The 26,002-nt window shown below is 77.1% G+C and carries 27 protein-coding genes and 1 pseudogene; 18 read left to right on the top strand and 10 right to left on the bottom strand.

What is annotated here, in order from left to right; all coding sequences use genetic code 11:
- Window positions 1–86 precede the first annotated feature (86 nt).
- Window positions 87–269 carry a hypothetical protein gene (locus HOP40_RS26190; protein WP_172163205.1) on the bottom strand — a complete coding sequence of 61 codons (183 nt, stop codon included), beginning with the start codon at window positions 267–269 and terminating at the stop codon, window positions 87–89.
- A 183-nt stretch (window positions 270–452) separates the two neighbouring features.
- Here HOP40_RS26190 and HOP40_RS26185 point away from each other — a divergent pair, with 183 nt between their 5' ends.
- A complete protein-coding gene (locus HOP40_RS26185) occupies window positions 453–980 on the top strand; it encodes a DUF6328 family protein (RefSeq protein WP_205346921.1) in 528 nt (175 codons plus the stop codon).
- Here HOP40_RS26185 and HOP40_RS26180 read toward each other — a convergent pair.
- The 3 genes from HOP40_RS26180 to HOP40_RS26170 all read right to left on the bottom strand — a co-directional run bounded on the left by HOP40_RS26180 (window position 973) and on the right by HOP40_RS26170 (window position 5,321).
- Complete coding sequence (locus HOP40_RS26180) at window positions 973–3,519, bottom strand: ATP-dependent Clp protease ATP-binding subunit (protein WP_172163202.1); 2,547 nt, start codon at window positions 3,517–3,519, stop codon at window positions 973–975. The two genes, HOP40_RS26185 and HOP40_RS26180, sit on opposite strands and share 8 nt — an antisense overlap.
- Window positions 3,520–3,588: 69 nt before the next feature.
- Entirely contained in the window at window positions 3,589–4,383 is a 795-nt protein-coding gene (gene surE, locus HOP40_RS26175) for a 5'/3'-nucleotidase SurE (RefSeq protein ID WP_172163199.1), read from the bottom strand.
- Window positions 4,380–5,321: a 1-phosphofructokinase family hexose kinase gene (locus HOP40_RS26170; protein WP_172163196.1), complete on the bottom strand. Its 942-nt coding sequence runs from the start codon at window positions 5,319–5,321 to the stop codon at window positions 4,380–4,382. The genes surE and HOP40_RS26170 overlap by 4 nt, the downstream gene beginning before the upstream one ends.
- A gap of 85 nt (window positions 5,322–5,406) precedes the next feature.
- Between HOP40_RS26170 and HOP40_RS26165 the strand changes: the two genes are divergently transcribed.
- From HOP40_RS26165 to HOP40_RS26145, 5 genes are all read left to right on the top strand, one after another.
- On the top strand, window positions 5,407–5,916 hold the full coding sequence (locus HOP40_RS26165) for a CinA family protein (protein ID WP_240157287.1): 510 nt from the start codon (window positions 5,407–5,409) through the stop codon (window positions 5,914–5,916).
- Window positions 5,917–6,185: 269 nt separating this feature from the next.
- Complete coding sequence (locus HOP40_RS26160; RefSeq protein WP_172163193.1) at window positions 6,186–7,586, top strand: aldehyde dehydrogenase family protein; 1,401 nt, start codon at window positions 6,186–6,188, stop codon at window positions 7,584–7,586.
- The gene (locus tag HOP40_RS26155; RefSeq protein WP_172163190.1) at window positions 7,586–7,867 is read left to right on the top strand and encodes a DUF6343 family protein; all 282 of its coding nucleotides are present in this window, start codon (window positions 7,586–7,588) and stop codon (window positions 7,865–7,867) included. Before HOP40_RS26160 ends, HOP40_RS26155 begins: the two co-directional genes overlap by 1 nt.
- Window positions 7,864–8,445, top strand: a complete 582-nt coding sequence (locus HOP40_RS26150; RefSeq protein WP_172163187.1) for a UdgX family uracil-DNA binding protein — start codon at window positions 7,864–7,866, stop codon at window positions 8,443–8,445. The genes HOP40_RS26155 and HOP40_RS26150 overlap by 4 nt, the downstream gene beginning before the upstream one ends.
- Before the next feature lie 78 nt (window positions 8,446–8,523).
- Window positions 8,524–9,717, top strand: a complete 1,194-nt coding sequence (locus tag HOP40_RS26145) for a zinc-dependent alcohol dehydrogenase (RefSeq protein ID WP_172163184.1) — start codon at window positions 8,524–8,526, stop codon at window positions 9,715–9,717.
- Between the two features lie 210 nt (window positions 9,718–9,927).
- Here HOP40_RS26145 and HOP40_RS26140 read toward each other — a convergent pair whose 3' ends face one another.
- Window positions 9,928–10,734 (bottom strand): SDR family NAD(P)-dependent oxidoreductase, encoded by an 807-nt coding sequence (locus HOP40_RS26140; RefSeq protein ID WP_172163181.1) that lies wholly within the window; start codon window positions 10,732–10,734, stop codon window positions 9,928–9,930.
- Window positions 10,735–10,800: 66 nt separating this feature from the next.
- On the bottom strand, window positions 10,801–11,883 hold the full coding sequence (locus tag HOP40_RS26135; RefSeq protein ID WP_205346920.1) for a glycosyltransferase family 9 protein: 1,083 nt from the start codon (window positions 11,881–11,883) through the stop codon (window positions 10,801–10,803).
- 41 nt (window positions 11,884–11,924) lie between these two features.
- Between HOP40_RS26135 and HOP40_RS35595 the strand changes: the two genes are divergently transcribed.
- The gene (locus tag HOP40_RS35595) at window positions 11,925–13,001 is read left to right on the top strand and encodes a glycosyltransferase family 9 protein (protein WP_205346919.1); all 1,077 of its coding nucleotides are present in this window, start codon (window positions 11,925–11,927) and stop codon (window positions 12,999–13,001) included.
- Between the two features lie 12 nt (window positions 13,002–13,013).
- Here the strand turns inward: HOP40_RS35595 and HOP40_RS26125 are convergent, their stop codons facing one another.
- The 3 genes from HOP40_RS26125 to HOP40_RS26115 form a co-directional block, all read right to left on the bottom strand.
- Window positions 13,014–13,976, bottom strand: a complete 963-nt coding sequence (locus HOP40_RS26125) for a bifunctional heptose 7-phosphate kinase/heptose 1-phosphate adenyltransferase (RefSeq protein WP_172163178.1) — start codon at window positions 13,974–13,976, stop codon at window positions 13,014–13,016.
- Window positions 13,973–14,815: a glycosyltransferase family 2 protein gene (locus tag HOP40_RS26120; protein WP_172163175.1), complete on the bottom strand. Its 843-nt coding sequence runs from the start codon at window positions 14,813–14,815 to the stop codon at window positions 13,973–13,975. The genes HOP40_RS26125 and HOP40_RS26120 overlap by 4 nt, the downstream gene beginning before the upstream one ends.
- An 84-nt stretch (window positions 14,816–14,899) precedes the next feature.
- Window positions 14,900–15,616 (bottom strand): methyltransferase domain-containing protein, encoded by a 717-nt coding sequence (locus HOP40_RS26115; RefSeq protein WP_240157286.1) that lies wholly within the window; start codon window positions 15,614–15,616, stop codon window positions 14,900–14,902.
- A gap of 143 nt (window positions 15,617–15,759) precedes the next feature.
- Here HOP40_RS26115 and HOP40_RS26110 point away from each other — a divergent pair, with 143 nt between their 5' ends.
- The 11 genes and pseudogenes from HOP40_RS26110 (at window position 15,760) to HOP40_RS26070 (ending at window position 25,219) form a co-directional block, all read left to right on the top strand.
- Complete coding sequence (locus HOP40_RS26110; protein ID WP_172163172.1) at window positions 15,760–16,317, top strand: D-glycero-alpha-D-manno-heptose-1,7-bisphosphate 7-phosphatase; 558 nt, start codon at window positions 15,760–15,762, stop codon at window positions 16,315–16,317.
- Window positions 16,314–17,393: a glycosyltransferase family 9 protein gene (locus tag HOP40_RS26105; RefSeq protein ID WP_172163169.1), complete on the top strand. Its 1,080-nt coding sequence runs from the start codon at window positions 16,314–16,316 to the stop codon at window positions 17,391–17,393. Before HOP40_RS26110 ends, HOP40_RS26105 begins: the two co-directional genes overlap by 4 nt.
- Entirely contained in the window at window positions 17,390–18,403 is a 1,014-nt protein-coding gene (locus tag HOP40_RS26100; RefSeq protein ID WP_172163166.1) for a glycosyltransferase, read from the top strand. The genes HOP40_RS26105 and HOP40_RS26100 overlap by 4 nt, the downstream gene beginning before the upstream one ends.
- A gap of 5 nt (window positions 18,404–18,408) precedes the next feature.
- Entirely contained in the window at window positions 18,409–19,647 is a 1,239-nt protein-coding gene (locus HOP40_RS26095) for a glycosyltransferase (RefSeq protein WP_172163163.1), read from the top strand.
- Window positions 19,648–19,684: 37 nt separating this feature from the next.
- The gene (locus HOP40_RS26090) at window positions 19,685–20,458 is read left to right on the top strand and encodes an SDR family oxidoreductase (RefSeq protein ID WP_172163160.1); all 774 of its coding nucleotides are present in this window, start codon (window positions 19,685–19,687) and stop codon (window positions 20,456–20,458) included.
- On the top strand, window positions 20,449–21,585 hold the full coding sequence (locus tag HOP40_RS26085; protein WP_172163157.1) for a glycosyltransferase family 9 protein: 1,137 nt from the start codon (window positions 20,449–20,451) through the stop codon (window positions 21,583–21,585). The genes HOP40_RS26090 and HOP40_RS26085 overlap by 10 nt, the downstream gene beginning before the upstream one ends.
- A gap of 39 nt (window positions 21,586–21,624) precedes the next feature.
- Window positions 21,625–23,145, top strand: a complete 1,521-nt coding sequence (gene rfaE2, locus HOP40_RS26080; protein ID WP_172163154.1) for a D-glycero-beta-D-manno-heptose 1-phosphate adenylyltransferase — start codon at window positions 21,625–21,627, stop codon at window positions 23,143–23,145.
- A 54-nt stretch (window positions 23,146–23,199) separates the two neighbouring features.
- Window positions 23,200–23,535: pseudogene (locus HOP40_RS36850) on the top strand (NAD-dependent epimerase/dehydratase family protein); the annotation flags it as partial.
- Window positions 23,536–23,665: 130 nt separating this feature from the next.
- Window positions 23,666–24,250: a Rossmann-fold NAD(P)-binding domain-containing protein gene (locus HOP40_RS36095; protein ID WP_240157285.1), complete on the top strand. Its 585-nt coding sequence runs from the start codon at window positions 23,666–23,668 to the stop codon at window positions 24,248–24,250.
- Window positions 24,251–24,254: 4 nt separating this feature from the next.
- The gene (locus HOP40_RS35590) at window positions 24,255–24,605 is read left to right on the top strand and encodes a hypothetical protein (protein WP_205346916.1); all 351 of its coding nucleotides are present in this window, start codon (window positions 24,255–24,257) and stop codon (window positions 24,603–24,605) included.
- Entirely contained in the window at window positions 24,602–25,219 is a 618-nt protein-coding gene (locus HOP40_RS26070) for a flavodoxin family protein (protein ID WP_172163151.1), read from the top strand. Before HOP40_RS35590 ends, HOP40_RS26070 begins: the two co-directional genes overlap by 4 nt.
- Here HOP40_RS26070 and HOP40_RS26065 read toward each other — a convergent pair.
- Window positions 25,204–25,998 carry a GAF and ANTAR domain-containing protein gene (locus HOP40_RS26065; RefSeq protein WP_172163148.1) on the bottom strand — a complete coding sequence of 265 codons (795 nt, stop codon included), beginning with the start codon at window positions 25,996–25,998 and terminating at the stop codon, window positions 25,204–25,206. The genes HOP40_RS26070 and HOP40_RS26065 overlap by 16 nt on opposite strands.
- Window positions 25,999–26,002 lie beyond the last annotated feature (4 nt).

Below are 26,002 nucleotides of genomic sequence, written 5' to 3'. Positions count from 1 at the left end.
CCGCCGCTTGCCGGAGGTGCCACGCTCGCACCGCGTCCAAACCGCCGGGCGTGAGGTGTGCACCACCCGGCGGTGTGCGGGCGGGCTCAGGCCGCAGGCCGCTGCCCGGCCCGACGCATCGCGGCGCGCCGTCGGTCGGTGGACCGGGCCAGGCGCACGGCGTCGCGGTGGCGCCGGCGCACCGCGACGGGGTCGTAGGGCGTCGCGCACCGGCAGGGCGCCTGCGGCAGGATCGAGTCGCCGCAGCGCTCGCACAGCCAGTCGTGCATCGGGGTACTTCCTGGTCGTCCCGGCTCGTCGCGTGGGGGAGTGCCCGGGATCACACGGATCAACCGCGTGGACTCCACCGATTCCGAACCGGTGTCGACGGGACCCGCGCGGGTACCCACCGGCCCTGTGCAAGACGGCGACGTCGAGGGTGGCGTCGCGAGTGCCGACGGGGAGGAGCAGGCGTGCTGATCAGGGAGGGAACGGCCCGGGCGGGCGGGTGCCGCGACGACGCGTGGAACGCCCGCGAGCGCGCGGAGGAGCCGCTGCAGCGGGCCGACCGCAACTTCGCCGAGCTGCTGCAGGAGCTGCGCGTCGTCCTCACCGGCGTGCAGATCCTGTTCGGCTTCCTGCTGACGCTGTCGTTCAGCGCCCGCTTCGACGCCCTCGACGCCGTGCAGCACGCGGTGTTCGTCGTGACGCTGTCGGCGGCGGCGCTGTCCTCGACGCTGCTGGTCGCGCCCGTCGCCGCCCACCGGCTGCTGTTCCAGCGCGGGCGCAAGCGCGAGCTCGTCCGCTGCGGCCACCGGATGGTGCTGGCCGGTCTCACGGCGCTGGCCGTGACGCTGGCGGCCGGGCTGTTCCTGGTCCTCGACATCGCGCTCGGCCGCGCCAGCGCCGCGGGTATGACGGGTGGGCTGCTGCTGGTCACCGCCCTGCTGTGGGTCGGCGTGCCGCTGCGGATGCGCGGCACGCCGACCTCGCTCAGCTAGAACGGGCGGCGTCGCGCACCGCGACGTCGAGCTCCCCGTCGCGCACGCCGACGAGGACGTGCGAGCCCGGCGTCAGCTTCCCGGCGAGCAGCAGCGCGGAGAGCCGGTTGTCGACCTCGCGCTGGATGGTGCGGCGCAGCGGCCGCGCGCCGAACTCGGGCTGGTAGCCGATCTCGGCGAGGCGGCGCACGGCGTCGGCCGAGAACTCGACGGTGACGTCCTGCGCCGCGAGGCGGCGCCGGGTGTCCTCCAGCAGCAGGTCGGTGATCGACTGCAGCTGCTCGGGATCGAGGCGGCGGAAGACGATGATCTCGTCGATCCGGTTGAGGAACTCCGGCCGGAACACCTCGCGCAGCCGCGGCATGAGCGTCTCCTGCAGCGCCCGGCCCTCCTGCGAGGCGGGGTCGCCGCCGCGCGGGGTGCCGAAGCCCAGGGTCATGCCCCGGTTGGTGATCAGCTCGGATCCGACGTTGCTCGTCATGACGATCACCGTGTTGCGGAAGTCGACGGTGCGGCCCTGCCCGTCGGTGAGGCGGCCGTCGTCGAGGACCTGCAGCAGCACGTTGAACACGTCCGGGTGCGCCTTCTCGATCTCGTCGAGCAGCAGCACCGAGTACGGGCGCCGCCGCACCGCCTCGGTGAGCTGCCCGGACTCGCCGTAGCCGACGTAGCCGGGAGGGGCGCCCACCATCCGCGCGACGGTGTGCCGCTCGCCGTACTCGCTCATGTCCAGGCGGACCATCCGGTCCTCCTCGCCGAACAGCGCGGCGGCCAGCGCCCGCGCCAGCTCGGTCTTGCCGACGCCGGTCGGCCCGAGGAACAGGAAGCTGCCGACGGGGCGGTCCTCGTCGCCCAGCCCGGCGCGGGAGCGGCGGATCGCCTCGGCGACGGCGCGGACGGCGTCGTCCTGCCCGACGACGCGCGCGTGCAGCTCGTCCTCCAGCTTGAGCAGGCGGTCGCGCTCGGCCTCGGTGAGCTGCGCGACGGGGATGCCGGTGGAGCGCGACACGACGTCGGCGATGTCGTCGATCCCGACCTCGGGGACGTCGCCGGCGCCCAACGCGGTCGTCCCGAGCGGCCCGCCGCCCAGCTGCGCCCGCACCTCGGCGATCTGGTCGCGCAGCTCGCTGGCGCGCTCGTACTGCTCGTCGGCGACGGCCTGGTCCTTGTCGCGCTCGAGCTGCTCCAGCCGCTGCTCGAGGCCGCGGCGGTCGGTGGACGGGGTGCGGGTGCGCAGCCGCACCCGCGCGCCCGCCTGGTCCATCAGGTCGATGGCCTTGTCGGGCAGGAACCGGTCGGTGACGTAGCGGTCGGCCAGCTCGACGGCCGCGCGCAGCGCCTCCTCGGTGTAGCGCACCTGGTGGTGGGCCTCGTAGCGGTCGCGCAGGCCGTGCAGGATCTCGATCGCGTCCTCGCAGCTCGGCTCGGGCACCAGCACCGGCTGGAAGCGGCGGGCGAGCGCGGCGTCGGCCTCGATGTGGCGGCGGTACTCGTCGAGCGTCGTCGCACCGATGACGTGCAGCTCGCCGCGGGCCAGCGCGGGCTTGAGCATGTTGCCCGCGTCCATCGCGCCGCCGCTCTCGCCGCCGCCCCCGCCCGCACCGACCATGGTGTGCAGCTCGTCGATGAAGACGATGAGCTCGTCGCCGTGGGCGCGGATCTCGTCGATCACGGTCCGCAGCCGCTCCTCGAAGTCGCCGCGGTAGCGGGTGCCGGCGACGACGCCGGAGAGCTGCAGCTCGACGACCCGGCGCCCGGCGAGGGTGTCGGGCACGTCGCCGTCGACGATGCGCTGGGCGATGCCCTCGACCACCGCGGTCTTGCCGACGCCGGCCTCGCCGATCAGCACCGGGTTGTTCTTGGTGCGCCGGGAGAGGACCTCGATCGTCTGCTCGATCTCGTCGGCCCGCCCGACGACCGGGTCGAGCTTGCCGCCGCGCGCGGCGGCGGTGAGGTCCTGGCCGAACTGGTCGAGCGTCGGGGTGGTCGAGGGCCGGTCCGGCGCGGCCGCGGGGCCGGGCTGCGGCACCGGGCTCTCGGGGCGGCGCGCGCCCGCCGGGGGCCGCGCCTGCGCGAGCAGCCGCCCGGCCGCCGACTCCTGGTTCGCCGCGATGGCCAGCAGGATGTGGTCGGGCCCGATGTAGCTCGACCCGAGCGAGCGCGAGACCTGGTGCCCGTCGAGCAGCGCGCGCTTCGCGGCCGGGGTCAGGCTGGGGGCGCGCCCGGTCGGCTCGCCGCGGCGCAGCCCCTGGTCGAGGGACTCGGCCAGCCCGGACGGGTCGATGCCCGAGCGCTCCAGCCACTGCCGCGTGGACGGCAGGCGCGCGGCGGCGAGCAGCAGGTGCAGGGCGTCGAGGTCGGTGTCGCCGCGGTCCATCGCCGCCTGCGCGGCGGCGCTGAGCAGCTCGCGCGCGCCCGCGCTGAGCAGCCGGGTGAGGTCGACCCGCCGCACCGCCCCCCGTGGGCCGCCCGCACCCAGGAAGCGGGCGAACAGGTCGTCGGCCGGGTCGCCGTCCTCGGGCCCGAGGAAGCCGGTCATGGGAGCACCTCTCGTCGTCGGCAGGGATCCCGGTCGGCGTTCCCGGTGCGGTCGGGCGGAAACGCTCGCTCAGCGCTGCCCGTCGTCGCCGTTCCCGCCCAGCCGGTCCGCCAGCCCGACCCCGGCGTCCTCACCGACCGGCGACAGCGCGGTGAGCGTCGGGTGCCCGGCCGCGAGCAGCGCGGTGTCGGTCCCGGGGTCGGGCGTGCCGTCGCCCTCGACCTCCTGGAGCTGCCAGTGGTCGCTCGCGGCCGAGTCGACGCGGGTCTGCACGGCGCCGAACGGGGCGAGCGCGGCGTGCCGCAGCGGCCCGCACTCCGACGGCGGGCGGTCGGGGGCGTTGAGCGAGAGGACCGTGCCCTCGGGCAGGTCGGCGAGCAGGGCCAGGACCTCGGGGAGCAGGGCGGTGGCGCTGTCCCAGTGCCGGCCGCCGCTGCCGTCGGGGTGCAGGGCGACGTCGAGCGACACCGCCAGCGCCCGCACGCCGTGCACGCCCGCGGTCAGGGCGGCGCCGACGGTCCCCGAGTGCAGGACGACCCGGCCGGTGTTGGCGCCGTGGTTGATGCCCGACAGCACGAGGTCGGGCACCGGGTCGAGCCAGCCGACGACCGCGGCCAGCACGATGTGCGCCGGCTGCGCCGACACGGCGAAGGCGGGGACGCCGTCGAGGCCGTCGACGGTGACCTCCCGGACCGGCGTCCGGCCCTCCTCCCGCTCGGCGGTGATCGCCGCGCTCGCGCCGCTGGACTGCACGGCGGGTGCGGCGACCACGACGTCGAGGCCGGCGTCCACCGCCGCGCGGGCCAGCGCGGCGATCCCGGGGGCGTCGATGCCGTCGTCGTTGGTGACCAGCACGCGCGTCACGAGCGCTCCGTCCCGTCGTCGTTGCGCCGCACGATCTCGATCCGGTCGGCGAGGGCCTGCACGGCGTGGGAGCCGCCGGTGCCCAGCCCCTGCCGGACCACGTTGAGCGCGCCGCACGCCGCGCCGGTGCGCAGGGCGTCGACGGGGGAGCGGCCCTGGACGAGCGCGGCCATCATGCCCGCGGTCATCGAGTCGCCCGCCCCCTTCGGCTCGGCGGTGCGCAGCGGCGGCAGGTGGATGGCCAGCACCTCGCCGTCGACGAGGGCCAGCGCGGGCTCGGCCGCGCGCGAGACGACGACGATCCCGGCGCCCTGGTCGTGCAGCGCGCGCATGGCCGTGACCAGGTCGACGGGGTCCTCGGACTCGGCCCGCCCGTCCGCGACGAGCTCCTCGTGGCTGACCTTCACCAGGTCCGGTCCGCCCTCGAGCGCGGCGGTGAGCCGCTCGCCGGAGAGGTCGATCGCCACCCGGCAGCCGTTGGACTGCAGGTCGGCGGTGAGGCGGCCGTACAGGTCGGAGGGGACGACCCGGTCCTCGTGCGGGCCCGACAGCAGCGCCGCGCCGTGCTCCAGGCCCAGGGAGAGGGCGAGCTCGTAGAGGGCGTCGTGCTCGTGGCGGTCCAGCGCGCCGCCGGGGGAGTGGGCGACGACCGTGCGGTCGCCGTCGCGCCGGTCGTGGACGTAGCCGCCGTTGCGGCTGCTCAGCTCCACGGTGCGCAGCTCGACCCCCTCCTGCGGGATCAGGTGCCCGAGCACGGACCCCGTCTCCCCGCCGAGCCCGGCGCAGAGGACGACCCGCACGCCGAGGGAGGCGAGCATGCGGGACTGCCAGACGCCCTGGCCCCCCGCGTGGACGTGGATGTCGGGTTCCCCGGCGCGGTCCTCGATCGTGACCGTGAGCAGGGGAGAGGGCGCGAGGACGACGACGGTGGCGGACACGGAGGAGGAACTACCCGAACCGGTCGCGGATCACTCGCGGCCCTCCGCGGGCATGGGGACCCGTCCGCCGGGGTACGCGCCGCCGGTGACCGAATCTCCCGAGGACCTCCGCGCCGCCGCGGCGGACGCGGTGTCGCGCCGGTGCCGCGACGACGGCCGCACCGTCGCCGTCGCCGAGTCGCTGACCGGCGGCATGGTCAGCCAGTCCCTGTCCGTCGCGCAGGGCTCCGCGCAGTGGTTCCGCGGCGCGCTCGTCGCCTACTCCTCCGAGGTCAAGCACGAGGTGCTCGGCGTGCCGGAGGGGCCGGTCGTCAGCGCGCAGGCGGCCGTCGCGATGGCCCGCGGCGTCCGGTCCCTGCTGGGCGCCGACGTGGCCGTCGCCGTCACCGGGGCGGGCGGGCCGGACCCGCAGGACGGCCGCGAACCCGGCACGGTGTTCCTCGCCGCCGTCGACGGGGCCGGGGTGGTGGTGCAGGAGCACCGCTTCTCCGGCGGGCCGACGGAGGTGTGCGCGGCCACGGCCCAGGCGGCGCTGAGCCTGCTGGAGGACCGCGTCTGCACCCCCGAGCCGGCCGACGCGACCAGCGCGAGCTGACCCCCAGCCACCCACAGGACCCCCGGCGAGTTTGCCGCAATGCCCGGCGAGTCTGCCTCCCCGCCCGGCGAGTTTGCCGCCCGCGCCGGGCGAGTTCTCCGCCCGCGCCCGGTGAGTTCGCCGCCCCGCTCGCCGAGTCGGACGCACACTCGCCGGACCCGGTCGACCAACTCGCCGAGCTTGATCGGCAAACTCGCCGGGTCGTCGGCAAACTCGCGGGTGGGGGCGGGTCGCTGCATGGGTGCTCGTGCTCCGGGTACTGGCGGGGGATGACTGGACTGCTCTCCGCCCCCACCACCGCCCCACCCGTCGACCCGCTCGTCGTGCTCGACCCCCGCACCGGGGAGGTCGCGAGCACGATCACGGTGACGGCGGAGGCGGAGTGCGCGGAGGCCGTCGAGCGGGCGCGGGCCACCGCCCCGTCGTGGGCGCGCACCCCCGCGGCCGAGCGGGGGGTGGCGCTGCGGGCCGCCGCCGACGCCGTCCGCGCCGTCGCCGACGAGCTCGCCGAGCTGACCTCGCGCGAGACCGGCAAGCCGGTGGGCGACGCCCGCGGCGGCGTCGACGCCGGGATCGGGACCCTGGAGCAGTACGCCGAGCTCGGCCCGGTGCACGGCGGCCGCACGCTCAACGGCGGGTGGGCGGCGCTGGACATGATGGTGCCGCAGCCGCGCGGGGTGGCGGTCGTCCTCACGCCGTGGAACGACCCGGTGGCGGTCGCCGCGGGGCTGCTGGGCGCCGCGCTGGTCACCGGCAACACCGTCGTGCACAAGCCGAGCGAGCGCTGCCCGGCCACCGGGCGGCGCTTCGCCGAGCTCCTCGCCGCGCAGCTCCCCGACGGCGTCCTGCAGATCCTCGACGGCGACGCGACCACCGGGGCCGCGCTGGCCGCCGCGCCCGTCGACGTCGTCGCGCACGTGGGCAGCACCGCGACCGGACGGCTCATCGCGCTGGCCTGCGCGCGCAGCGGGGCCAAGGCGCTGCTGGAGAACGGCGGCAACGACGCGCTCGTCGTCGACGAGGGGGTCGACCCGGGGTGGGCCGCCGAGCAGGCCGCGCTCGGGGCGTTCGCCAACGCCGGGCAGATCTGCGTGTCGGTCGAGCGGATCTACGTGCACGCCGCCGTCGCCGAGCCGTTCCTCGCCGCGCTCACCGCGCAGGCGCGCGAGTGGGGCGAGCGGATCGGCCCGCTGGTCGACCGTCGCCACCGCGACCACGTCGACGGCCACGTGCGCGCCGCGGTCGCCGCGGGCGCGCAGGTGCTCGTCGGCGGCACCGTCCCCGAGGGCCCCGGCGCGTTCTACCCGCCGACGGTGCTCACCGGGTGCGAGCCGCGGATGGCCGTGCTGCGGGAGGAGACGTTCGGACCGGTCGCACCGGTGCGGGTGGTGCCCGACTTCGCGACGGCGCTGGCCGACGCCGCCGACGACGCCTACGGCCTCGCCGCCACCGTCCTCACCCGCGACATGGCGCACGCCCAGGACGCCTGGCGGGAGCTGCCGGTCGGCGCGGTGAAGGTCAACAACGTGTTCGGCGGGGCGCCCGGCGGGGCCTCGCACCCGCGCCGCGCCAGCGGCCAGGGATTCGGCTACGGCCCCGAGCTGCTCGACGAGATGACCGCGACGAAGCTCGTGCACCTCGGGCAGGCCCCGGACCCCCGGAGCGCGTGATGACCGACCGCCGCCGCCGCACCCGCGCCGACTACGAGAAGGGCCTGCCCGGCTACCACGACCCCACCGCCGGCATCGGCGGCTCCACCCCGGCGCTCAGCGCGCTGACCCTGCGGGCCGTGCTGGCCGCGTTCGGCCTCGTCGTCTCGGCGGTCGGCGCGGTGCTGGCGGTGCGCGCCGGTCTGCCGCTGTTCGCGGTCGTGCTCGGCGTCGTCGCGCTCGTCGCCCTGCTGGACCTGGCGTGGGTGCTCTACCGCAAGCACCGCGGGGAGCCCGGATGAGCGACCTCGACGAGCTGCGCGAGGCGGCCGCGCACTGCACCGCCTGCGAGCTGTACGAGCCGGCCACGCAGACCGTGTTCGGCGCCGGGCCGCCGTCGGCGTGGCTGATGCTCGTCGGCGAGCAGCCCGGCGACCGCGAGGACCTCGACGGCGCGCCGTTCGTCGGCCCGGCCGGGCGCCTGCTCGACACGGCCCTGCAGCGGGCGGGCATCGACCGCTCCGAGGTCTACGTGACCAACGCGGTCAAGCACTTCCGGTTCGAGGTGTCGGGCAACCGGCGGCTGCACAAGACGCCCGGCGTGAAGCACGTCCGCGCCTGCCGGCCCTGGCTCGACGGGGAGCTGGCCGCGGTCGGGCCCGCCGTCGTCGCCACGCTGGGGGCGACCGCGGGCAAGGCGCTGCTGGGCTCGGCGTTCCGGATCACCGCCGAGCGCGGGACGCCGCGCCCGTGGGAGGACCGGACGCTGGTGCCGACCACGCACCCGTCGGCGATCCTGCGCACCCCGCCCGAGCAGCGCGACGAGGCGCTGGACGCGCTCGTCGCCGATCTCCGCGTGGTCGCGGGCCTGCGTCCCTGACCGGTTGCACCGCCCGCGAACGGGTACCGCTGCGTCGAGACCCCCGACCGAACGCGACCAGCGGAGGACACCCCACGCATGCGAGCAGTCACCTGGCACGGCAAGCGCGACGTCCGCGTCGACACCGTCCCCGACCCGCGCATCGAGGACGCCACCGACGTCGTCGTGCGGATCACCTCGACCGGCCTGTGCGGCTCGGACCTGCACCTCTACGAGGTCCTCGGGCCGTTCCTCGACGTCGGCGACATCCTCGGGCACGAGCCGATGGGGATCGTCGAGGAGGTCGGGCCGGGCGTCACCGAGCTGCGCGCGGGCGACCGCGTCGTCGTGCCGTTCAACGTCTCCTGCGGCACCTGCTTCCTGTGCTCGCAGGGGCTGCACTCCCAGTGCGAGACGACCCAGGTCCGCGAGCAGGGCAGCGGCGCCGCCCTGTTCGGCTACACGAAGCTCTACGGCCAGGTGCCGGGCGGGCAGGCCGAGTACCTGCGGGTCCCGTTCGGCAACACCCTGCCGATCAAGGTCCCCGAGGGGCCCTCGGACGACCGGTTCGTCTACCTCTCCGACGTGCTGCCGACCGCGTGGCAGGCCGTCGCGTACGCCGACGTGCCCGCCGGCGGCAGCCTCGCCGTGCTCGGGCTCGGACCGGTCGGCGACATGGCCACCCGCATCGCCCGGCACCGCGGCGTCGAGAACGTCATCGGCATCGACCTGGTGCCCGAGCGGCTGGAGCGGGCGCGGGCCCGCGGGACCACCACCGTCGACCTGCGCGCCCACGGCCACGAGCTCGGCGACGTCATCCGCGGCCTGACGAACGGGCGCGGTGCCGACTCGGTGATCGACGCCGTCGGCATGGAGGCCCACGGCTCGACCGTCGGCAAGATCGCCCAGCAGCTCGTCGGGCTGCTCCCGGACGCCCTCGCCGCGCCCGTGATGCGGAACGCGGGGCTCGACCGCCTCGGCGCGCTGTACTCCGCGATCGACATCGTGCGCCGCGGCGGCACGATCTCGCTCTCGGGCGTCTACGGCGGCACGGCCGACCCGATGGACATGCTCCGGCTGTTCGACAAGCAGATCCAGATGCGGATGGGCCAGGCCAACGTGCTCCGCTGGGTGCCCGACATCCTGCCGCTGCTCACCGACGACGACCCGCTGGGCGTCGACGGCTTCGCCACCCACCGCCTGCCGCTGGAGCAGGCGCCGCAGGCGTACGCGACGTTCCAGAAGAAGGAGGACGGGATGGTCAAGACGCTGCTGAAGCCGGGCGCGGCGTGATCGCCCTGTTCTCCAGCCGGCTGGGGTGCCTGGGGTCGCTGCTGGTGTCGCTGGTGCTGACGGCGGTGCTGCTCGCGGTGCTGCTGCTCCTGTAGCGCCCCGCCGGTCCCGCCCGCCCGCCCTGTTGCAGCAAGGCCACCTTGAGGACGATAACCGTCCACGAGGTGGCCTTGCTGCAACTCGGGGGCCGGAACTCGGGGGGCAGGCGCGTCAGGACTCCGCCGACCCCGGCTCCGCCATCAGCCGGTGCATCTGGGCCTTCGCCGCGTCCGGCAGCACCGCGTTCGCCACGCCCGACGCCTTCGTCGACACCGATCCCGCGACGACCTTCGCCTCGCCCGTGAGCATCGCCTGGAAGCCCTGCTCGGCGACCTGCGCCGGATCGTCCTTGGACGAGGCGCCCACGCGGGTGTCGTCCATGTCGGCGCGGTGGAAGAAGTCGGTCTCGGTCGGGCCGGGCATGAGCGAGGTGATCGTGACGCCCGTGTCCTTGAGCTCGTTCTGCAGCGCCTCGGTGAACGACTGCAGGAACGACTTCGAGGCGTTGTAGACGGCCTGGAACGTGCCCGGCATCGTCGACGCGATCGACGACGTCACGAGCACCCGGCCCGCGCCGCGCCCCACCATGTCCCGCAGCACGAGCTTGGCCAGGTGCACGGTGGAGGAGATGTTGAGGTCGATGATCTCCTGCTCGTCGTCGAGGTCGGTCTCGACGAACGCGCCGCCGCGGCCGACCCCGGCGTTGAGCGCGGCGGCGGCGAGCGGGCGGCCGGTGGCGGTGACGGCCTCGTACAGCGTCTCGACGCCCTCGGGCCGGCGCAGGTCGGCCTGCACGGGGAGGACGGACCCGTCCGCGGCCGCGCCGAGCGTGGCGGCGGCGCGCTGGAGGCGGTCGTCCTCGGCGGCGACGACGAGGTCGTAGCCGTGGCCGACGAACTGCTTGGCGAGCTCGTAGCCGATGCCGCTCGAGGCGCCGGTGACGAGGGCGAGGGGGCGGTCCTTCTCGGGTGCGGTCATCCCCGCGACGTACCCGCGGCCGTCGCGGGCATGCCCGTCACGGCCCTGCCCGTCGCCGCCGCACCGTCACGGCCGGGCCAGGAGGTCGCGGGCCTCCTCGACGACCTCCGCGACGGGGATCTGGTCCAGGAACGAGGGACGGTGGTCGCAGCCGTCGCCGGGGCGGTGCGGGTGGCCGGCCGGGGTGCAGTCGACGCCGCACTCGGGGCAGTGCACGGTCCAGCTCAGCAGCGGCCGCGAGGTGGCACGGCGCGGGGCGGCGGCGTTGATCGCGTTGCCGCACCAGTAGAGCCCGACGGTCGGCGTCCCGACGGCGTGCGCGAGGTGCAGCGGCCCGCTGTCGTCGGCGACGACCAGCGCGCAGCGCGCGAGCACCCCCGCGAGCGTGCCGAGGTCGGTGCGGCCGGTGAGGTCGGGCAGCGGGCGGCGGGCGGCGGCGCGCACGGCGTCGGCGACGGGCTGCTCGCCCGCGGCGCCGACGAGGACCGGGCGGGCGCCGTCGTCGGTCAGCTGGTCGGCGACCGCGGCGAAGCGCTCGGGGGGCCAGCGCCGCCGCGGGTCGGTCGCGCCGGGGTGCAGCGCCACCCACGGGCCCGCGCCGGGGAGCAGCTCCGCGGCGCGCGCGTGCTCGTCGTCGAGGACGGTGAGCCGGGGCATCCGGGAGGGGCCGTCGGCGCCGACCAGGGCCGTGACCTCGAGGAACCGCTCCGCCTCGGGCTGGTAGTAGCGGTAGGGCACCCAGCGGTCGAGCTCCGGGGCGCCCTCGGCGCGCAGCCCGACCGTGCAGGCCGCGCCGAACGCCCGCACGAGCGGGTTGGAGGTGGCGCCCCCGCCGTGCAGCTGCAGCGCGAGGTCGAAGCGGCGCGCGCGCAGGCCCGCGAGGAACCCGTCGAGCTCCGACGCCGGTGGCGCCGAGGGCTGCCCGGCCAGGCCCGCGACCTCGGGCAGCACCGCCACCTCGTCGACGGGGCCGGGCCGGCCGGTGAGGAACGGGGCGTGCCAGCGCGCCCCGACGAGCACGACGTGCGCGGCGGGGTAGGCGCGGCGCAGGGCGTCGAGCGCGGGGGTGGCCATGAGGTGGTCGCCGAGGGCGTTGGCGCGCAGGACGGCGATCCGGGTGACGCCGGGCAGCAGGTCGGGAGCGTGCACGCCGGGCGCGTACCCGTGGCCCGCCCGGGTAACCGCCGCCCGTGCCCGCCGACGACCGACCCGTCCAGCTCGTCCTGCGCGCGCTGCACCTGGGGGACCTGCTCGTGGCCGTCCCGGCGCTGCGCGGGCTCCGCCGTGCGCGCCCGGGGCACCGGCTGGTGCTCGCCGCTCCCGCCGCGCTGGCCCCGCTCGTCGCGCTGACCGGCGCCGTCGACGACCTGCTGCCGACCGCGGGGCCGGACGCGCTGCGCTGGGACGCCGCGCCCCCCGACGTCGCCGTCAACCTGCACGGTGCGGGTCCGGAGAGCCACCGCGCGCTCGACGCCACCGGGCCGCGGGTGCGCATCGGCTACGCCGCGCCCGGCTGGCCGGGACCGGAGTGGGACGGCCCGCGCGAGGACCCGCTCGGCCTCGCCGACCTCGCCACCGGCGACCTGGCCGCCGCCGAGCTCGACGCGGGCCACCTCGGCGACGACGAGCTCGGCCTCCGCGCGTTGGTCACCGACCCGCCCCGCCCCGAGCAGCACGAGCGCGAGCGCTGGTGCGGGATGCTCGCGGCGTTCGACGTCCCTGCCGACCCCGACGACCTGCTGCTCGCGCCCCCGCCCGCCGTCACCGCGGGCACCCCGCCGACGGTCGTGCACCCCGGCGCCGCCTACGGCTCCAAGCGCTGGCCCGCGGAGCGGTTCGCGGAGGTGGCCGCGGCGCTGGCCGACGCCGGGCACCGGGTGGTGCTCACCGGCGCGGCGGGGGAGCGGGAGCTGGCGGCGCAGGTGGCGGTGCTCGCCGGCCTGCCCCCCACCGCGGTCCTCGCCGGGCGCACCGACCTCGCCCAGCTGGCGGCGCTGGTGGCGGGTGCGGCGCTGGTCGTCAGCGGGGACACCGGGATCGCGCACCTCGCGTCGGCGTTCCGGACGCCGTCGGTGGTGCTGTTCGGGCCCGTCCCGCCGCAGCGGTGGGGCCCGCCCGCCACCGGCCCGCACGTCGTGCTGACCGGCGCCGACCGGCGGCGGGGCGAGCCGTTCGCCGACGACCCCGACCCGGCGCTGCTGGCCGTCGAGGTGCCCGACGTGCTGGCAGCCGCCGCGTCGGTCGTGGGGGCGCGGGCGGGCCGCTGACGCGGCGGCCCCCTACGCCCCCGCCGACCGCACCGACCGCGAGTTCGCGCTGTCGGGCTGGCCCCAACCGCGGGCCGTGCGGCGGACCGTGCCCGCACCTCCGGCCGCCACGAAGGCCGACGCCGCCGCCACCCCGAGCTCCACGGCCCGCCGCAGGGCCACGCCGGAGCCCAGGGCCGCGGCGAGCTCGCCGGCGAAGCGGTCGCCGGCTCCGCAGGGGTCGCCGTCGACGGCCGGGGGAGCCGGGACGACGTCGCCGCGGCGGCCGTCGTGCAGCGCGGCACCGCGGGACCCGAGCGTCACCACGACCGCCCCCACCCGCCACCGCTCGCGCAGGGCGTCGGCCAGGCGCAGCACGGCCTCGTCGTCGTCGGGGGCCGGGGCGGGGACCCCGAGCACCGCGCACGCCTCGGACAGGTTCGGCGTGACGACCGACGTGCCGGGCACCGGGTCGCCGCCGCGCGGGTGCGGGTCCCAGACGACCGGTCGCCGCGTGGAGCGCAGGGCGGCCCGCACGCGCGCGTCGGCCGCGACCCCGCGCCCGTAGTCGGACACGAGCACCGCGCCGCCGCCCGGGGAGTGCCGCAGCGCCCCGCCCAGGGCCGGGCCGAGCGCCCGCCCGAACCCCGACGCCGCGCGCCCCGCGCCGCGGTCGGCGCGCAGCAGGACCCGGCCGTCGGCGCGCAGCCGCGTCTTCACCGCGGTGCCCCCGGTCCCGGGCCCGGCGACGAGCTCGACGCACCCGGCCAGCAGCCCGCGCAGCCGGCGGGCGGCGTCGTCCTCGTCGAGCGCCGCGACCAGCCGCACGGGCACCGACGCCGCCAGCAGCACCGCGGCCAGCCCGGCGCCGCCGGGGCGGTCGCGCTCGGCGTCGACGTCCAGGACCGGGGCGGGTGCGTCCGGGCACAGCCGCTCGGCCCGGCCGTCGACGTCCTCGTCGAGCAGCAGGTCCCCGACCACGACGACGCCGGTCACGAGCGCACCACCTCCCGCGCCTCGACGCGCCGGTCCGGCACGGTCGTCGGCGACTCCAGGTGCACCGCGCCCGAGGGCAGGATCCCGGCGCCGCCGAACCCGGCGATCACCCGCAGCTGCGCCAGGACGTCCTCGCCGCAGTGCACCGGGGGCAGCTCGGTCCAGAAGCCGAAGCCGCCGACGGCGTCGAGCGCGCTGCGGTCGTAGAGCACGCACCCGCCCACCCAGGCGATCTTGTAGGCGACCCACCGCTCCCCGGGGCCGACGTGCAGGTCGGCGAGGTGGGTGGGGTTGGCCGCGTTGTGCAGGGTCCAGCGCCGCCACTCCGGGCGGTCGGGGCTGATCCGCTCCGGCTCGGGCCGCCCGTCCCACCGCTCGAACGGGGCCAGCTCGTGGGGGCGGTGGTCGTGCAGGTGCGAGAGCCCCTGCACGGCGGCGCCGACGAGCCCGCAGCGCAGCTCGCCGATGGCCTCGCGCAGGCGAGCGACGGTGCCGGGCTCCAGCCACACGTCGTCGTCGACGAACAGCGCGTACCGCGCCGACGACGCCGCCAGCAGCGACGCGCGGTGCTCGGCGAGCCCGCGGCGCGGCAGGTGGCGCCGCGTGCGGACCCGGCGGCCCTGGCGGCGCAGCGCGCGCAGCATCGCCCGTGCCGGCGGGGTCTCGAAGGACGGGGTGCCCGAGGACTGGTCGCTCACCAGGACGTCGAACGGGTGGTCCTGGCCGGCGAGCCCGGCGAGGGTCGTGGCCAGCTCGACGGGGCGGTCGCAGGTCGGCACGAGCACCTCGAGGTCGGGCGCGGGCTCGGGCGCGAGGTCGAGAGGATCGGTCGTGTCCACATCGGTGAGATCGCCGCTGGGGAGCGGTCTAAACGCTCCGCAGCCAACTGCTACTCGGCGTGTCGACTTCTGACCCTGGGTGCGTCAGTCGAAGAACCGCGCCGACCGCGTCGCCGGCACCTGGTGGTCGGCCGCGACGGGGGTGAGGTCGGCGAAGACCGTGGCGCCGTCGTTGCCGACGTGCAGCGGCGACCAGCGCCGCGGCGACCCGGGCCGCGCGCAGATCCCCTTGACGGTCTGGGTGTCGAGCATCCGCACGTGCGTCGGGTCGGCGACGGAGTTGACGTGGCGCCACCAGGGCGTGAGCACGTGCAGGACGCCGCCGGGGCGCAGCAGGCGGTGGCACTCGTCGACCAGCGCCAGGAAGTCGAGCAGGTGCTCCAGGACGTGGACGGCGAAGATGCGGTCGGCGCAGCCGTCGCGGAAGGGCAGCGCGCGGGAGAGGTCGGCCTGCACGGCCACCGCGCCGGTGCGGCGCAGGTCGACGCCGAGGTTCGTCGGGTACTGCGGCTGGTCGCCGCAGCCGAGGTCCAGCACGAGCGGCTCGCGCCCGCCGACCCGCACCCGGTCCCAGACGGCGTGCACCCCGGCCAGCCGGCCGATCACCTCGCGGGCGCGGGCCAGGTCGGCCTCCTCGTCGACGTCCCCGGTGAGGTGGACGACGCCGCCGTCGGCCTCGCCCTTCACCTCCATGCCCCGCAGGCGGTCGTCGTGGACGAACAGGTCCCCGACGGCCGCGGTGAGGTCCTCGTCGCACAGCGCGCTGCGGCGCTCCGACATGGGCGCGGCCCCGATCCGCACGGCGGTCTCCCTTCGTCGGTCCCGAACCCGGCCCGTACCCGGCGAAGGGGACGAGAAACCGCTACTCATCGTAGTAGTGGTGACGGTGAGTAGTAGTCGCGGTGATCGTGTTTAGGTGCGGGTGCTCCGGTGACCTCTCCACGGTGAGCATCAGCGCAGACCGCCCGGCCGTCCCGGCCGCCGTGCTGTTCGACCGGGACGGCACCCTCGTCGTGGACGTCCCCTACAACGGCGACCCCTCCCGGGTCCGCCCCGTGCCCTCCGCCGCTCCCGCCGTCGCCCTCCTGCGTGCCGCGGGGATACCCGTCGGCGTCGTCACCAACCAGTCCGGTATCGCCCGCGGGATCCTGACCGCCGCGCAGGCCGACGCCGTGAACCGCCGGGTCGACGACCTGCTCGGCCCGTTCGACGTGTGGGAGGTCTGCCCGCACGGCCCCGACGACGGCTGCGCCTGCCGCAAGCCCGCCCCCGGCATGGTCCTGTCGGCCGCGTCCCGCCTCGGCGTCGCGCCGGAGCGGGTCGCGGTGATCGGCGACATCGGCGCGGACGTGGGCGCCGCGGAGGCGGCCGGCGCCGTCGGGGTGCTGGTGCCGACGCCCGTGACGCGCCCCGAGGAGGTCCGCGCCGCCCGCCTGGTGCGCGCCGACCTCGTCGACGCCGTCCGCACGCTGCTGGGCGAGGTCCCCGAGGCCGCCGCGTGAGGCGGGTCCTGGTGGTCCGCCTCGACGGAGCGGGTGACGTCCTGCTCGCCGGGCCCGCCGTGCGCGCGGTCGCCCGGGACGCGCACGCCACGATGCTCTGCGGCCCGGCGGGCGCCGAGGCCGCGCGGCTGCTCCCGGGCGTCCGGGACGTGCTGGTGTTCGCCGCGCCGTGGGTGCTGGCCGACCCGCCGCCGGTGACGACGTCCGACACGGCCGCGCTGATCGGAACGCTCGCCGCGCACCGCTTCGACGCCGCCGTCGTCCTGACCTCGTTCCACCAGTCGCCGCTGCCGATCGCGCTGGTGCTGCGCCTGGCCGGGGTGCCGTTCGTCGGCGGGGCGTCGGTCGACCACGCGGGCGCCCTGCTCGACGTCCGGCTGCGCCCGGGCGAGGACCTCGACGAGGACCTCCCCGAGCCCGAGCGCGCGCTGGCGATCGCGGCGGCGTCCGGCTTCCCCGCCGACCCCGCCGACGACGGGCTCCTCGCCGTCCGCACCACCTCGCCGCCCGCCGTCCTGCGCCTGGCCGCCGGGTGGACGGGCCCGCCCTACGTGGTCGTGCACCCCGGTGCCGCCGTCGGCGCCCGCCGCTGGCCCGCCGGGCACCACGCGGAGGCCGTCCGCCTCCTCGCCGCCGCGGGGTGGCGGGTCGTCGTGACCGGCGGGCCGGGGGAGCGCGACCTCACCGCTCAGGTCGCCGGTAACGACGCCCTCGACCTCGGCGGCCGCACCGACCTCGCCGGGCTCGCCGGCGTGCTGGCCGGCGCCGAGGCGCTCGTCGTCGGCAACACCGGCGCCGCGCACCTCGCCGCCGCCGTCGGCACCCCGGTCGTGTCGCTGTTCGCCCCGGTCGTCCCGGCCGTGCGCTGGCGGCCCTACGGCGTGCCGCACGTGCTGCTCGGCGACCAGCGCGCCGCCTGCCGCGACTCCCGCGCCCGCGACTGCCCCGTCGCCGGCCACCCCTGCCTGGCCGGTGTGACGCCGGCCGAGGTGGTCGCGGCCGTCGAGCGGCTCACCACCCGGCACCCCGACCCGCACCGCTTCGTCCCCGCCGACGAGGGAGGGATCCCCGCGTGAACATCCTCGTGTGGCACGTGCACGGCTCCTGGACGACGTCGTTCGTGCAGGGCCGCCACCGCTACCTGATCCCGACGCTGCCCGAGCGCGGCCCGTGGGGCGGCGGCCGCCCCGCGGCGTGGGAGTGGCCCGCCGACGCCGTCGAGGTGTCGCCGGACCGGCTCGCCGACGAGCCCGTCGACCTGGTCGTGCTCCAGCGCCCCGAGGAGCTCGACCTCGCCGCCGCGTGGCTGCGCCGCACCCCCGGCCGCGACGTCGCCGCCCTGTACCTGGAGCACAACACCCCGAAGGGCCCCGCCGTCATGACGCGGCACCCGGTGGCCGACCGCCCCGAGCTGCCGCTCGTGCACGTCACCCACTTCAACGACCTGGTGTGGGACGCGGGCGACGCCCGCACGACCGTGATCGAGCACGGCGTCGTCGACCCGGGCCGCCGCTACACCGGCGAGCTCGCCTCGGCCGCCGTCGTCGTCAACGAACCGCTGCGGCGCGGGCGCGTCACCGGGACCGACCTGCTGCCCGGGCTGTCCGAGACGGCCCCGCTCGACGTGTTCGGCATGGGCACCGACGGCCTGGGCGACGCGCTGGGCCGCCCGGCGACCATCCGGGGCATCGGCGACCTGCCGCAGGACCGCATGCACGACGAGATGGCTCGCAGACGGGTGTACCTGCACCCGATCCGCTGGACGTCCCTCGGACTGGCGCTTGTCGAGGCCATGCACCTGGGTATGCCGGTGGTGGCCCTGGCCACCACCGAGGCGGTCGAGGCCGTCCCACCCGGCACCGGGTACTGCGGCACCGACCCGGCGCGGCTGGCGGACGCGCTGCGCGAGCTCGTGGCGGAGCCCGAGCTGGCCCGCCGGCGCGGAGCCGCGGCCCGCGCCCACGCACTGCAGCGCTACGGCCTGGACCGCTTCCTGGCCGACTGGGACGTGGTGCTCGACCGCACGGTCGAACGGCACCGGGAGCACGCGCGGGCCCGCGGACCCGCGACGAGAGGAAGGACGTGAGGCACATGCGCATCGACATGGTCTCCGAGCACGCGAGCCCGCTCGCGCGACCCGGTGGTCCCGACTCGGGCGGCCAGAACGTCCACGTCGCCGAGCTGAGCCGCGCCCTGGGCGCCCAGGGGCACGAGGTGGTGGTCTGGACCCGGCGCGACGACCCCGCCGTGCCCGCCTCGGTGCCGTTCGCGCCCGGCGTGACGGTGCGGCACATGGACGCCGGCCCCGCCGCGCCCGTGCCGAAGGACCACCTCGTGCCGCACGTGCCGCAGATGGCCGCGGTGCTGGAGCGGGCGTGGGCCCAGGACCCGCCCGACGTCGTGCACGGGCACTTCTGGATGTCCGGGCTCGCTACGGTCGCCGCGGCCGGGCGCGTGGGCGTGCCCGCGGTGCAGACCTTCCACGCGCTCGGCGTGGTCAAGCGGCGCCACCAGGGCCGCGAGGACACCAGCCCGGCCGGGCGGATCGCGGCCGAGCAGGCCGTCGCGGGCCGGGTCGACCAGGTCGTCGCCACCTGCAGCGACGAGGCGTTCGAGCTGGTCCGGATGGGCGTGCGCCGCGACCGCATCTCGGTCGTGCCGTGCGGCGTCGACACCGAGCGGTTCCACCCCGACGGCCAGGCCGCCGAGCGTGACCCCGCGGTGCCGCGGCTGGTCTCGATCGGGCGGCTGGTGCGGCGCAAGGGCGTCGACGAGGCCGTCAGGGCGCTGAGCCGGGTGCCCGGCGCCGAGCTCGTCGTGGCCGGCGGCCCCGCCGCGGGCGAGCTGGACGACGACCCGGACATCCAGCGGTTGCGCGCGGTCGCCGAGCAGGCGGGCGTGACCGACCGCGTCCGGTTCGTCGGGGCCGTGGCGCGCGACGACGTGCCCGCTCTGATGCGCTCGGCCGACGTCGTCGTGTGCGTGCCCTGGTACGAGCCGTTCGGCATGGTGCCGCTGGAGGCGATGGCGTCGGGCCGGCCCGTGGTGGCCGCCGCCGTCGGCGGGCTCACCGACACCGTCGTCGACGGCGTGACGGGTGTGCACGTGCCGCCGAAGCGGCCGGACCGGCTCGCCGTCGCGCTGCGCCGGATGCTCGCCCAGCCCGCCCTGCTCGAGGGCTTCGGCGTGGCCGGTCGCGACCGCGCCGCGTCCTGCTACGGCTGGCCGCGCGTCGCCGAGTCCACCGCCCACGCCTACGAGCGCGCGATCGGGCGCCGCCGCCCGTCCGCCGTCGACCTCGCCGACGTCGACGACGACGTGGCCCGCTGAGCGGCACCTCACCCGCTCCCCACAGAAAAGGACCCCCATGACCGCCGACACCCTGAACGCCGAGCCCCGGACCACCCCCGCCCCCGACACCCGCGGCGACGGCCCGGGCACCGTCCTGGTCACCGGCGCCGCGTCGGGACTGGGCCGCGCGGTCGCCGCGGCGGTCGCCGCGGCGGGCGGGCGCCCGCTGCTGCTCGACCGCGTCGACCCCCGGCTCGACGTCGACGACGCCCACCCGGCGCTGGCCAACGCGCCCACCGCCGTCGTCGACCTGTCCGACACCCGCGCCGCCGAGCAGGCCGTCGCCGAGCTCGCCGCCCGGGCCGGCTCGCTCGACGCCGTCGTCACCGCCGCGGGCACCGACCGCTGCGGCACGCTCCTGGAGGTGCCGGGGGAGGACTGGGACCGGGTCGTCACCGTCAACCTGCTCGGCACGGCCGCGGTGATCCGCGGCGCGCTGCCCCGGCTGAAGGAGAGCAACGGACGCATCGTCACCGTCGCCTCCACGCTGGGGCTGCGGGCGTTGTCGGACGCGAGCGCGTACTGCGCGTCGAAGTTCGGCGTCATCGGGCTGAGCCGGGCGCTGGCCACGGAGCTCGCGGGCGAGGTCGGCCTCACGACCCTGATCCCCGGCGGCATGGACACCGCGTTCTTCGACGGCCGCCCCGAGCAGTACCGTCCCGGCCCGGACGCGAAGCTCAACGACCCCCGCAACGTCGCCGACGCCGTGCTGTTCGCGCTGACCCGGCCGCGCGGCTGCGAGGTCCGCGAGCTCGTGGTGTGCGCGGCCACCGAGCCGTCGTGGCCCTGAGCCCGCCCGAGGTCCCGGGCCACCACCCCGGCGCCGACCGCGGGCTCCCGCTCGATCCCGAGGCGGTGCGACGGGTGCTGGTGGTCCGCGCCGACAACGCGGGCGACGTCGTCATGGCGGGTCCGGCGGTCCGTGCGCTGCGGGCGTTCGCCCCGCATGCCGTCATCGACCTGCTCGCCTCCCCGGCCGGGACGCCGGTCGGGCCGCTGCTGCCCGGCGTCGACGAGGTCGTGACGGTGTCGGCGAGCTGGCAGCAGCTCGCGCCCCGTCCAGGGGCGGCCCGCGAGGAGGCCGCCCGCGAGCGGCGCCTCGTGGAGGGCCTGCGGGCCCGGACCTACGACACGATGGTCGTGCTGACCTCGTTCTCCCAGTCGCCGTGGCCCGCCGCCCACGTGGGCCTGCTGGCCGGGATCCGGCACCGGGTCGTGCACTCGCGGGAGTTCGGCGGGGCCGTCGCCACGCACTGGGTGACCCCGCCGCCCGACACCACCCACCAGGTCGACCGCGGGCTGCACCTGCTCGGGGCGGTCGGGGTCCCGCCGCGGGGCGCGACCCCCGCACTGGCCCTGCCCCCGACCGCCGTGCGGACCGCGGGTGAGGTGCTCGACCGCCGCGGCGACGGCCCGTTCGCCGTGCTCGCCCCCGGCGCGTCGGCGCCGTCGCGGCGCTACCCCGCCGCCGCGTTCGGCCGGGTCGCCGCGCACGTGGCCGCGTCCGGGATGCCCGTGCTCGTCGCCGGCACCCCGGGCGAGGCCGCGCTGGTCGGCGACGTCGTCGACACCGCAGCGCACCCCGACGTCACGGCGCTGGAGCCGATCGGGCTCCCCGGCTTCGCGGCGGTGCTGGCCCGCGCGTCGGTCGCGATCACCAACAACTCCGGCGGCATGCACCTCGCCGCGGCACTGGGGACGCCGGTCGCGGTGGCCTACGCCGGCACCGAGCGGACCGGCGACATGCGCCCCCGCGGCGCGCCCTCGGCCCTGCTCGGGGCACCCGTCCCGTGCTCGCCGTGCCGGCTGCTGCGCTGCCCGTTCGACCGCCAGTGCCTCGACGTCGAGCCCGACCGGCTCGCCGGCGCCGCCCTGCGCCTGGCCGGGCGGGCCCGCACGCCGGTGCCCGCGGGCTGACGCGGCAGCCGTCGACCCGACCCGCTCCGAGGAGGACCGGTGACCCCCACGACCACCCCCCGCACGACCTCCGGCGTCCCGGTCGTCGCGCCCGCCCCGGCGGGCCTCGTCGGCACCGTCCGCGACCGCGCCCCGCGCGTGCTCGTCCTGGGTGACGCCCTGCTCGACGGTTGGGTGTCCGGTCCGGTGCGCCGGATCGGCCGCGACGCCCCGGTGCCGGTGGTGGAGCCCGACTCGGCGAGCACCGCGCCCGGCGGTGCCGCGAACGTCGCGGCCAACCTGGCCGCGCTGGGTGCCGACGTCACGCTCGTCGCGGTCTTCGGCGACGACGCCGACGGCCGCGCCCTGCGCGCGTCGCTGCTCGACCTCGGCGTCGGGCTCGACCGCTCCGTCGTTGAGCTCGGGCGGGCCACCAGCGCCAAGCACCGCGTCCTCGCGGCGGGCCAGCCGGTGGCGCGCTACGACACCGGACCGGACGGGCCGCCGCGCCGCTCCACCGACCTCGCCGTGGCCGACGCGCTGAGCGAGGCCGTCGCGGCGGGCGTCGACGCGGTCGTCGTGGCCGACTACGGGCTCGGCACGCCGGGCCCGCGGGCGCGGCGGCGCCTGGAGCGGCTGCGCTCGGGCCTGCCGCTGCTCGTCGTCGACGCCCACGACCCGGGTCGCTGGGCCGGCCTGGCCCCCGACGCCGTGACGCCGAGCGCCGCGGAGGCCGCCGCGCTGCTCGGCGAGCCCACCCCTACCGGGGACCGGGCCGCCTGGGGCGTCGAGCGGGCCGCTGCGCTGCACGCCGCCACCGGGGCCACGGAGGTCCTGCTCACCCTCGACGTCGACGGCGCGGTGCGCCTGCCGGTCGCGGGCGGGCCGGGGCGGCGGCCCGCCGAGCGGCCCGCCGTGGAGTCGATGGCGTGCGGCGCGGGCGACACGTTCACCGCCGCGTGGACCGCCGCACGCTGCGCCGGTGCCGACGCCGACACCGCGCTGGCCTGCGCGCAGTCGGCCGCCGACGTCGTCGTCGCGCGGCCGGGCACGGTCGTCTGCTCGGCCGACGCGCTCACCGCGCGCCTGGCCGCGGGGGACCGGGGCACGGTGCTGGAGCACCGCGACCTGCTCCGGGCGCTGGACGAGCACCGCCGCGCCGGGCACCGGATCGTGTTCACCAACGGCTGCTTCGACGTCCTGCACCGCGGCCACGTCGCCTACCTGCGCCAGGCCCGCGCGCTCGGCGACGTCCTGGTGGTCGCGCTCAACGCCGACGAGAGCGTGGCCCGGCTCAAGGGCCCCGAGCGCCCGGTCAACCCGCTCGTCGACCGCGCGGGGGTGGTGGGCGCCGTCGACGCCGTGGACCTCGTGACCTCCTTCGACGCCGACACCCCCGTCGACCTCATCGCGCAGGTCCGGCCGCACGTCTACGCCAAGGGCGGCGACTACACCGCGCAGATGCTGCCCGAGACGCCGGTGGTGGAGCGCCTCGGCGGCGAGGTGCACGTGCTCAGCTACCTGTCCGACCACTCGACGACGGCGATCGTGGCGCGGATCCGCGCGGACACGGCGAGCTGAGGACGGGCGCGCCGACGGGCGGTTGACCGCGATCACCACGGGTAGCCGCTCCCCATGGCATCCCCCACCGCACCGGGCAGGATCGTCGTCACCGGAGCGTCGGGCAACGTCGGCACCGGAGTGCTCCGCGCACTCGCGGACCAGCTGCCCGACGCCCAGGTCGTGGGGGTGTGCCGGCGCCCGCCCCGGCTCGTCCCGCCCTACGACCGGGTGGAGTGGCACGTCGTCGACCTCGGCGGCCCGGACGCCGCCGAGGCCCTGGAACCCGCGGTGCGGGGCGCCGGCGCCGTGGTCCACCTCGCCTGGGCGATCCAGCCGGTGCGCGCCGAGCGGGAGCTGCGCCGCACCAACGTCGGGGGGACGCGGGCGGTACTGCGCGCCGCCACGGCCGCGGGCGTCGACCGGATCGTCCACGCGTCCTCGCTCGGGGTCTACGCCCCCGGGCGCGACCGGGCCCGTCGACGAGCACTGGCCCGACTCCGGACAGCGCACCTCCGCCTACAGCCGCCACAAGGTGGAGGTGGAGCGGCTGATCGACCAGTACGAGCGGGAGAACCCCGGCGTCGCGGTCGCCCGGATCCGCCCGACGCTGGTGGTGCAGCGCGACGCCGCCACCGAGGTCCGCTCGCTGTTCCTCGGGCCGCTGGTGACGCGCCCGGTGCTCGGGCTGCTGCGCGACCGGCGCCTGCCGGTGGTGCCCGTGCCCCCGGGGCTGGCCCTGCAGTTCGTGCACGCCGACGACGTGGGCGACGCCGTCGTGCGGATCCTGCAGCGGCGCGCGTCGGGGGTCTACAACCTCGCGGCCGACGCACTGGAGGCCGAGGCGCTCGCCGGGGTGCTGGGCGCGCGGCCCGTGCCGGTGCCGCAGAGCGCGGTGCGCACGGTCGTCTCAGGGCTGTACGCGGCGCGGGCGGTGCCCGTCTCGCCGGGCTGGTTCGACGTCGCCATCAACACGCCGGTCATGGACACCACGCGCGCCCGCACCGACCTGGACTGGACGCCGTCGCGCTCCTCGGCCGAGGGCGCCCGCGAGCTGCTCGACGGCCTCGCCGAGGGCGCGGTCGGCGCCAGCCCCGCACTGGGCGGCCCCGGATCGGCGGGCTGACGCCGTGACCGGTGCCCTCGACCGCGTCCACGACGCCAGCCTCGCGGCCTGGTCGGCGCTGGCGCTCGCGCGGGCGCTGGGGCGCGGCAGCCCCGGCGCCCCCGACGCGCTCGCCGTGGCCGTCAACCTGGCCAGCGGCACGCCTGCGGCGCTGGCGCGGCTGCGCGCCCGGCGCCGCGACCCGGTCGCGGTGCTCGCCCCGCCCGCGGTCGCCGCCGCCGTCCTGGCCACCGCGACGGCTCCCGGGACCTGGCGCCCCGTGGCCGCCACGACCGTCCTGCAGGTGCTGACCGCCCTCGAGCGCCGCTCGGCGCGGTGGTTGCCCCCGGCCCGGACGGGTACGCCACGATCATGACCGCACCAGCCTCCCTGACCGCGCTCGTCCTCAACTGCACGCTCAAGCCCTCCCCGGAGGAGTCGAGCACCGACCTGCTCGCGGGTCAGGTGCTCGACGCACTGGGGAAGCACGGCGTCACCGGCGGGACGATCCGGCTCGTGGACCGGGACGTGAAGCCGGGCGTGCTCGCCGACATGGGTGACGGCGACGAGTGGCCGCAGGTCCGCGAGCGGATCCTGGCCGCCGACATCCTGGTCGTGGCCACCCCGACGTGGGTCGGCTCGATGAGCTCGGTGGCCAACCGCGCGCTGGAGCGCCTCGACGCCGAGCTGTCGAACACCGATGACGAGGGCCGCCTGGCAACGTTCGGCAAGGTCGCCGTCGCGGTCGTCGTGGGGAACGAGGACGGCGCGCACAAGATCACGGCCGACCTGTTCCAGGGCCTGAACGACATCGGCTTCTCCGTACCGGCCAACGGTGCCGTCTACTGGAACGGCGAGGCCATGCAGGGCGTCGACTACAAGGACCTCGAGGAGACCCCGGAGGCCGTCGCGTCGACGACGGCGACGCTGGCGGCCAACGCCGCGCACCTGGCGTCGGTGCTGCGCGAGCGCCCCTACCCGCCGGCCTGACGGTCGGCGACCTCCCGCACCATCGCCCCGCGCGTGCGGGAGGGCGCGTCGACCTCGGGCTGCTCCCCGCCGAGGACCCCAGCCGCGATCTCCCCGACGGTGCGGCGGCTGCTGCGGGCGGCCCGGCGCAGGACGTCGAAGGCGCCGACCGCGTCGATGTCGCGCTGCGCCATGAGGAAGCCGATGGCCCGCTCCACGACGACCCGCTTGTCCAGTGCGTGCTGGAGCTGGCGGGTCAGGGCGTCGCTGCGGCGGGCCCACACGAGCGCACCGAACGCGCTGCCCAGCACCCGGGCGAACGCGCGCAGCGCGTAGATCTCGTCGTCGGGCCAGTCGTGGGGGCGGTCCTGGTAGACGTTGAGCGTGCCGACCGCGATGCCGGCGACCTCCACCGGCACGCCCAGCACGGCCCGCACGCCCAGCGGGCCGACGATCGCGCCGACCGAGCGGTAGCGCTCGTCGGTCGTCAGGTCGCGGGTGTGGACGACCTCGCGCAGCACCAGGCTGTCCAGGCACGGCCCCTCGCCGAGCTGCTCCTGCGCGCTCTCCAGGGCGCGGATGGCGTCGTCGGAGGCCGCGACGTAGCGCAGGGCGTCGTCCTCGTCGAGGAACATCAGCCCGACGCCCGACAGCGCGAACAGCGCGTCGGCCGACGCCACGACGGTGTCGACGAACCGGGCGGGGTCCGGCACGCCGATGGGGGAGCCGTCGCCCCCGGCGGGGGTGACCCGTTCCAGGCGCGCGATGGTCGCGGCCAGAGCGGCCGGGTCGATCGCCACGGGG

This window comes from Pseudonocardia broussonetiae, from assembly GCF_013155125.1.
In the GTDB taxonomy this organism is placed as follows: domain Bacteria; phylum Actinomycetota; class Actinomycetes; order Mycobacteriales; family Pseudonocardiaceae; genus Pseudonocardia; species Pseudonocardia broussonetiae.
Note: the sequence above shows the minus strand (reverse complement) of the source record. Positions and strands in the feature narration are given on the sequence as shown.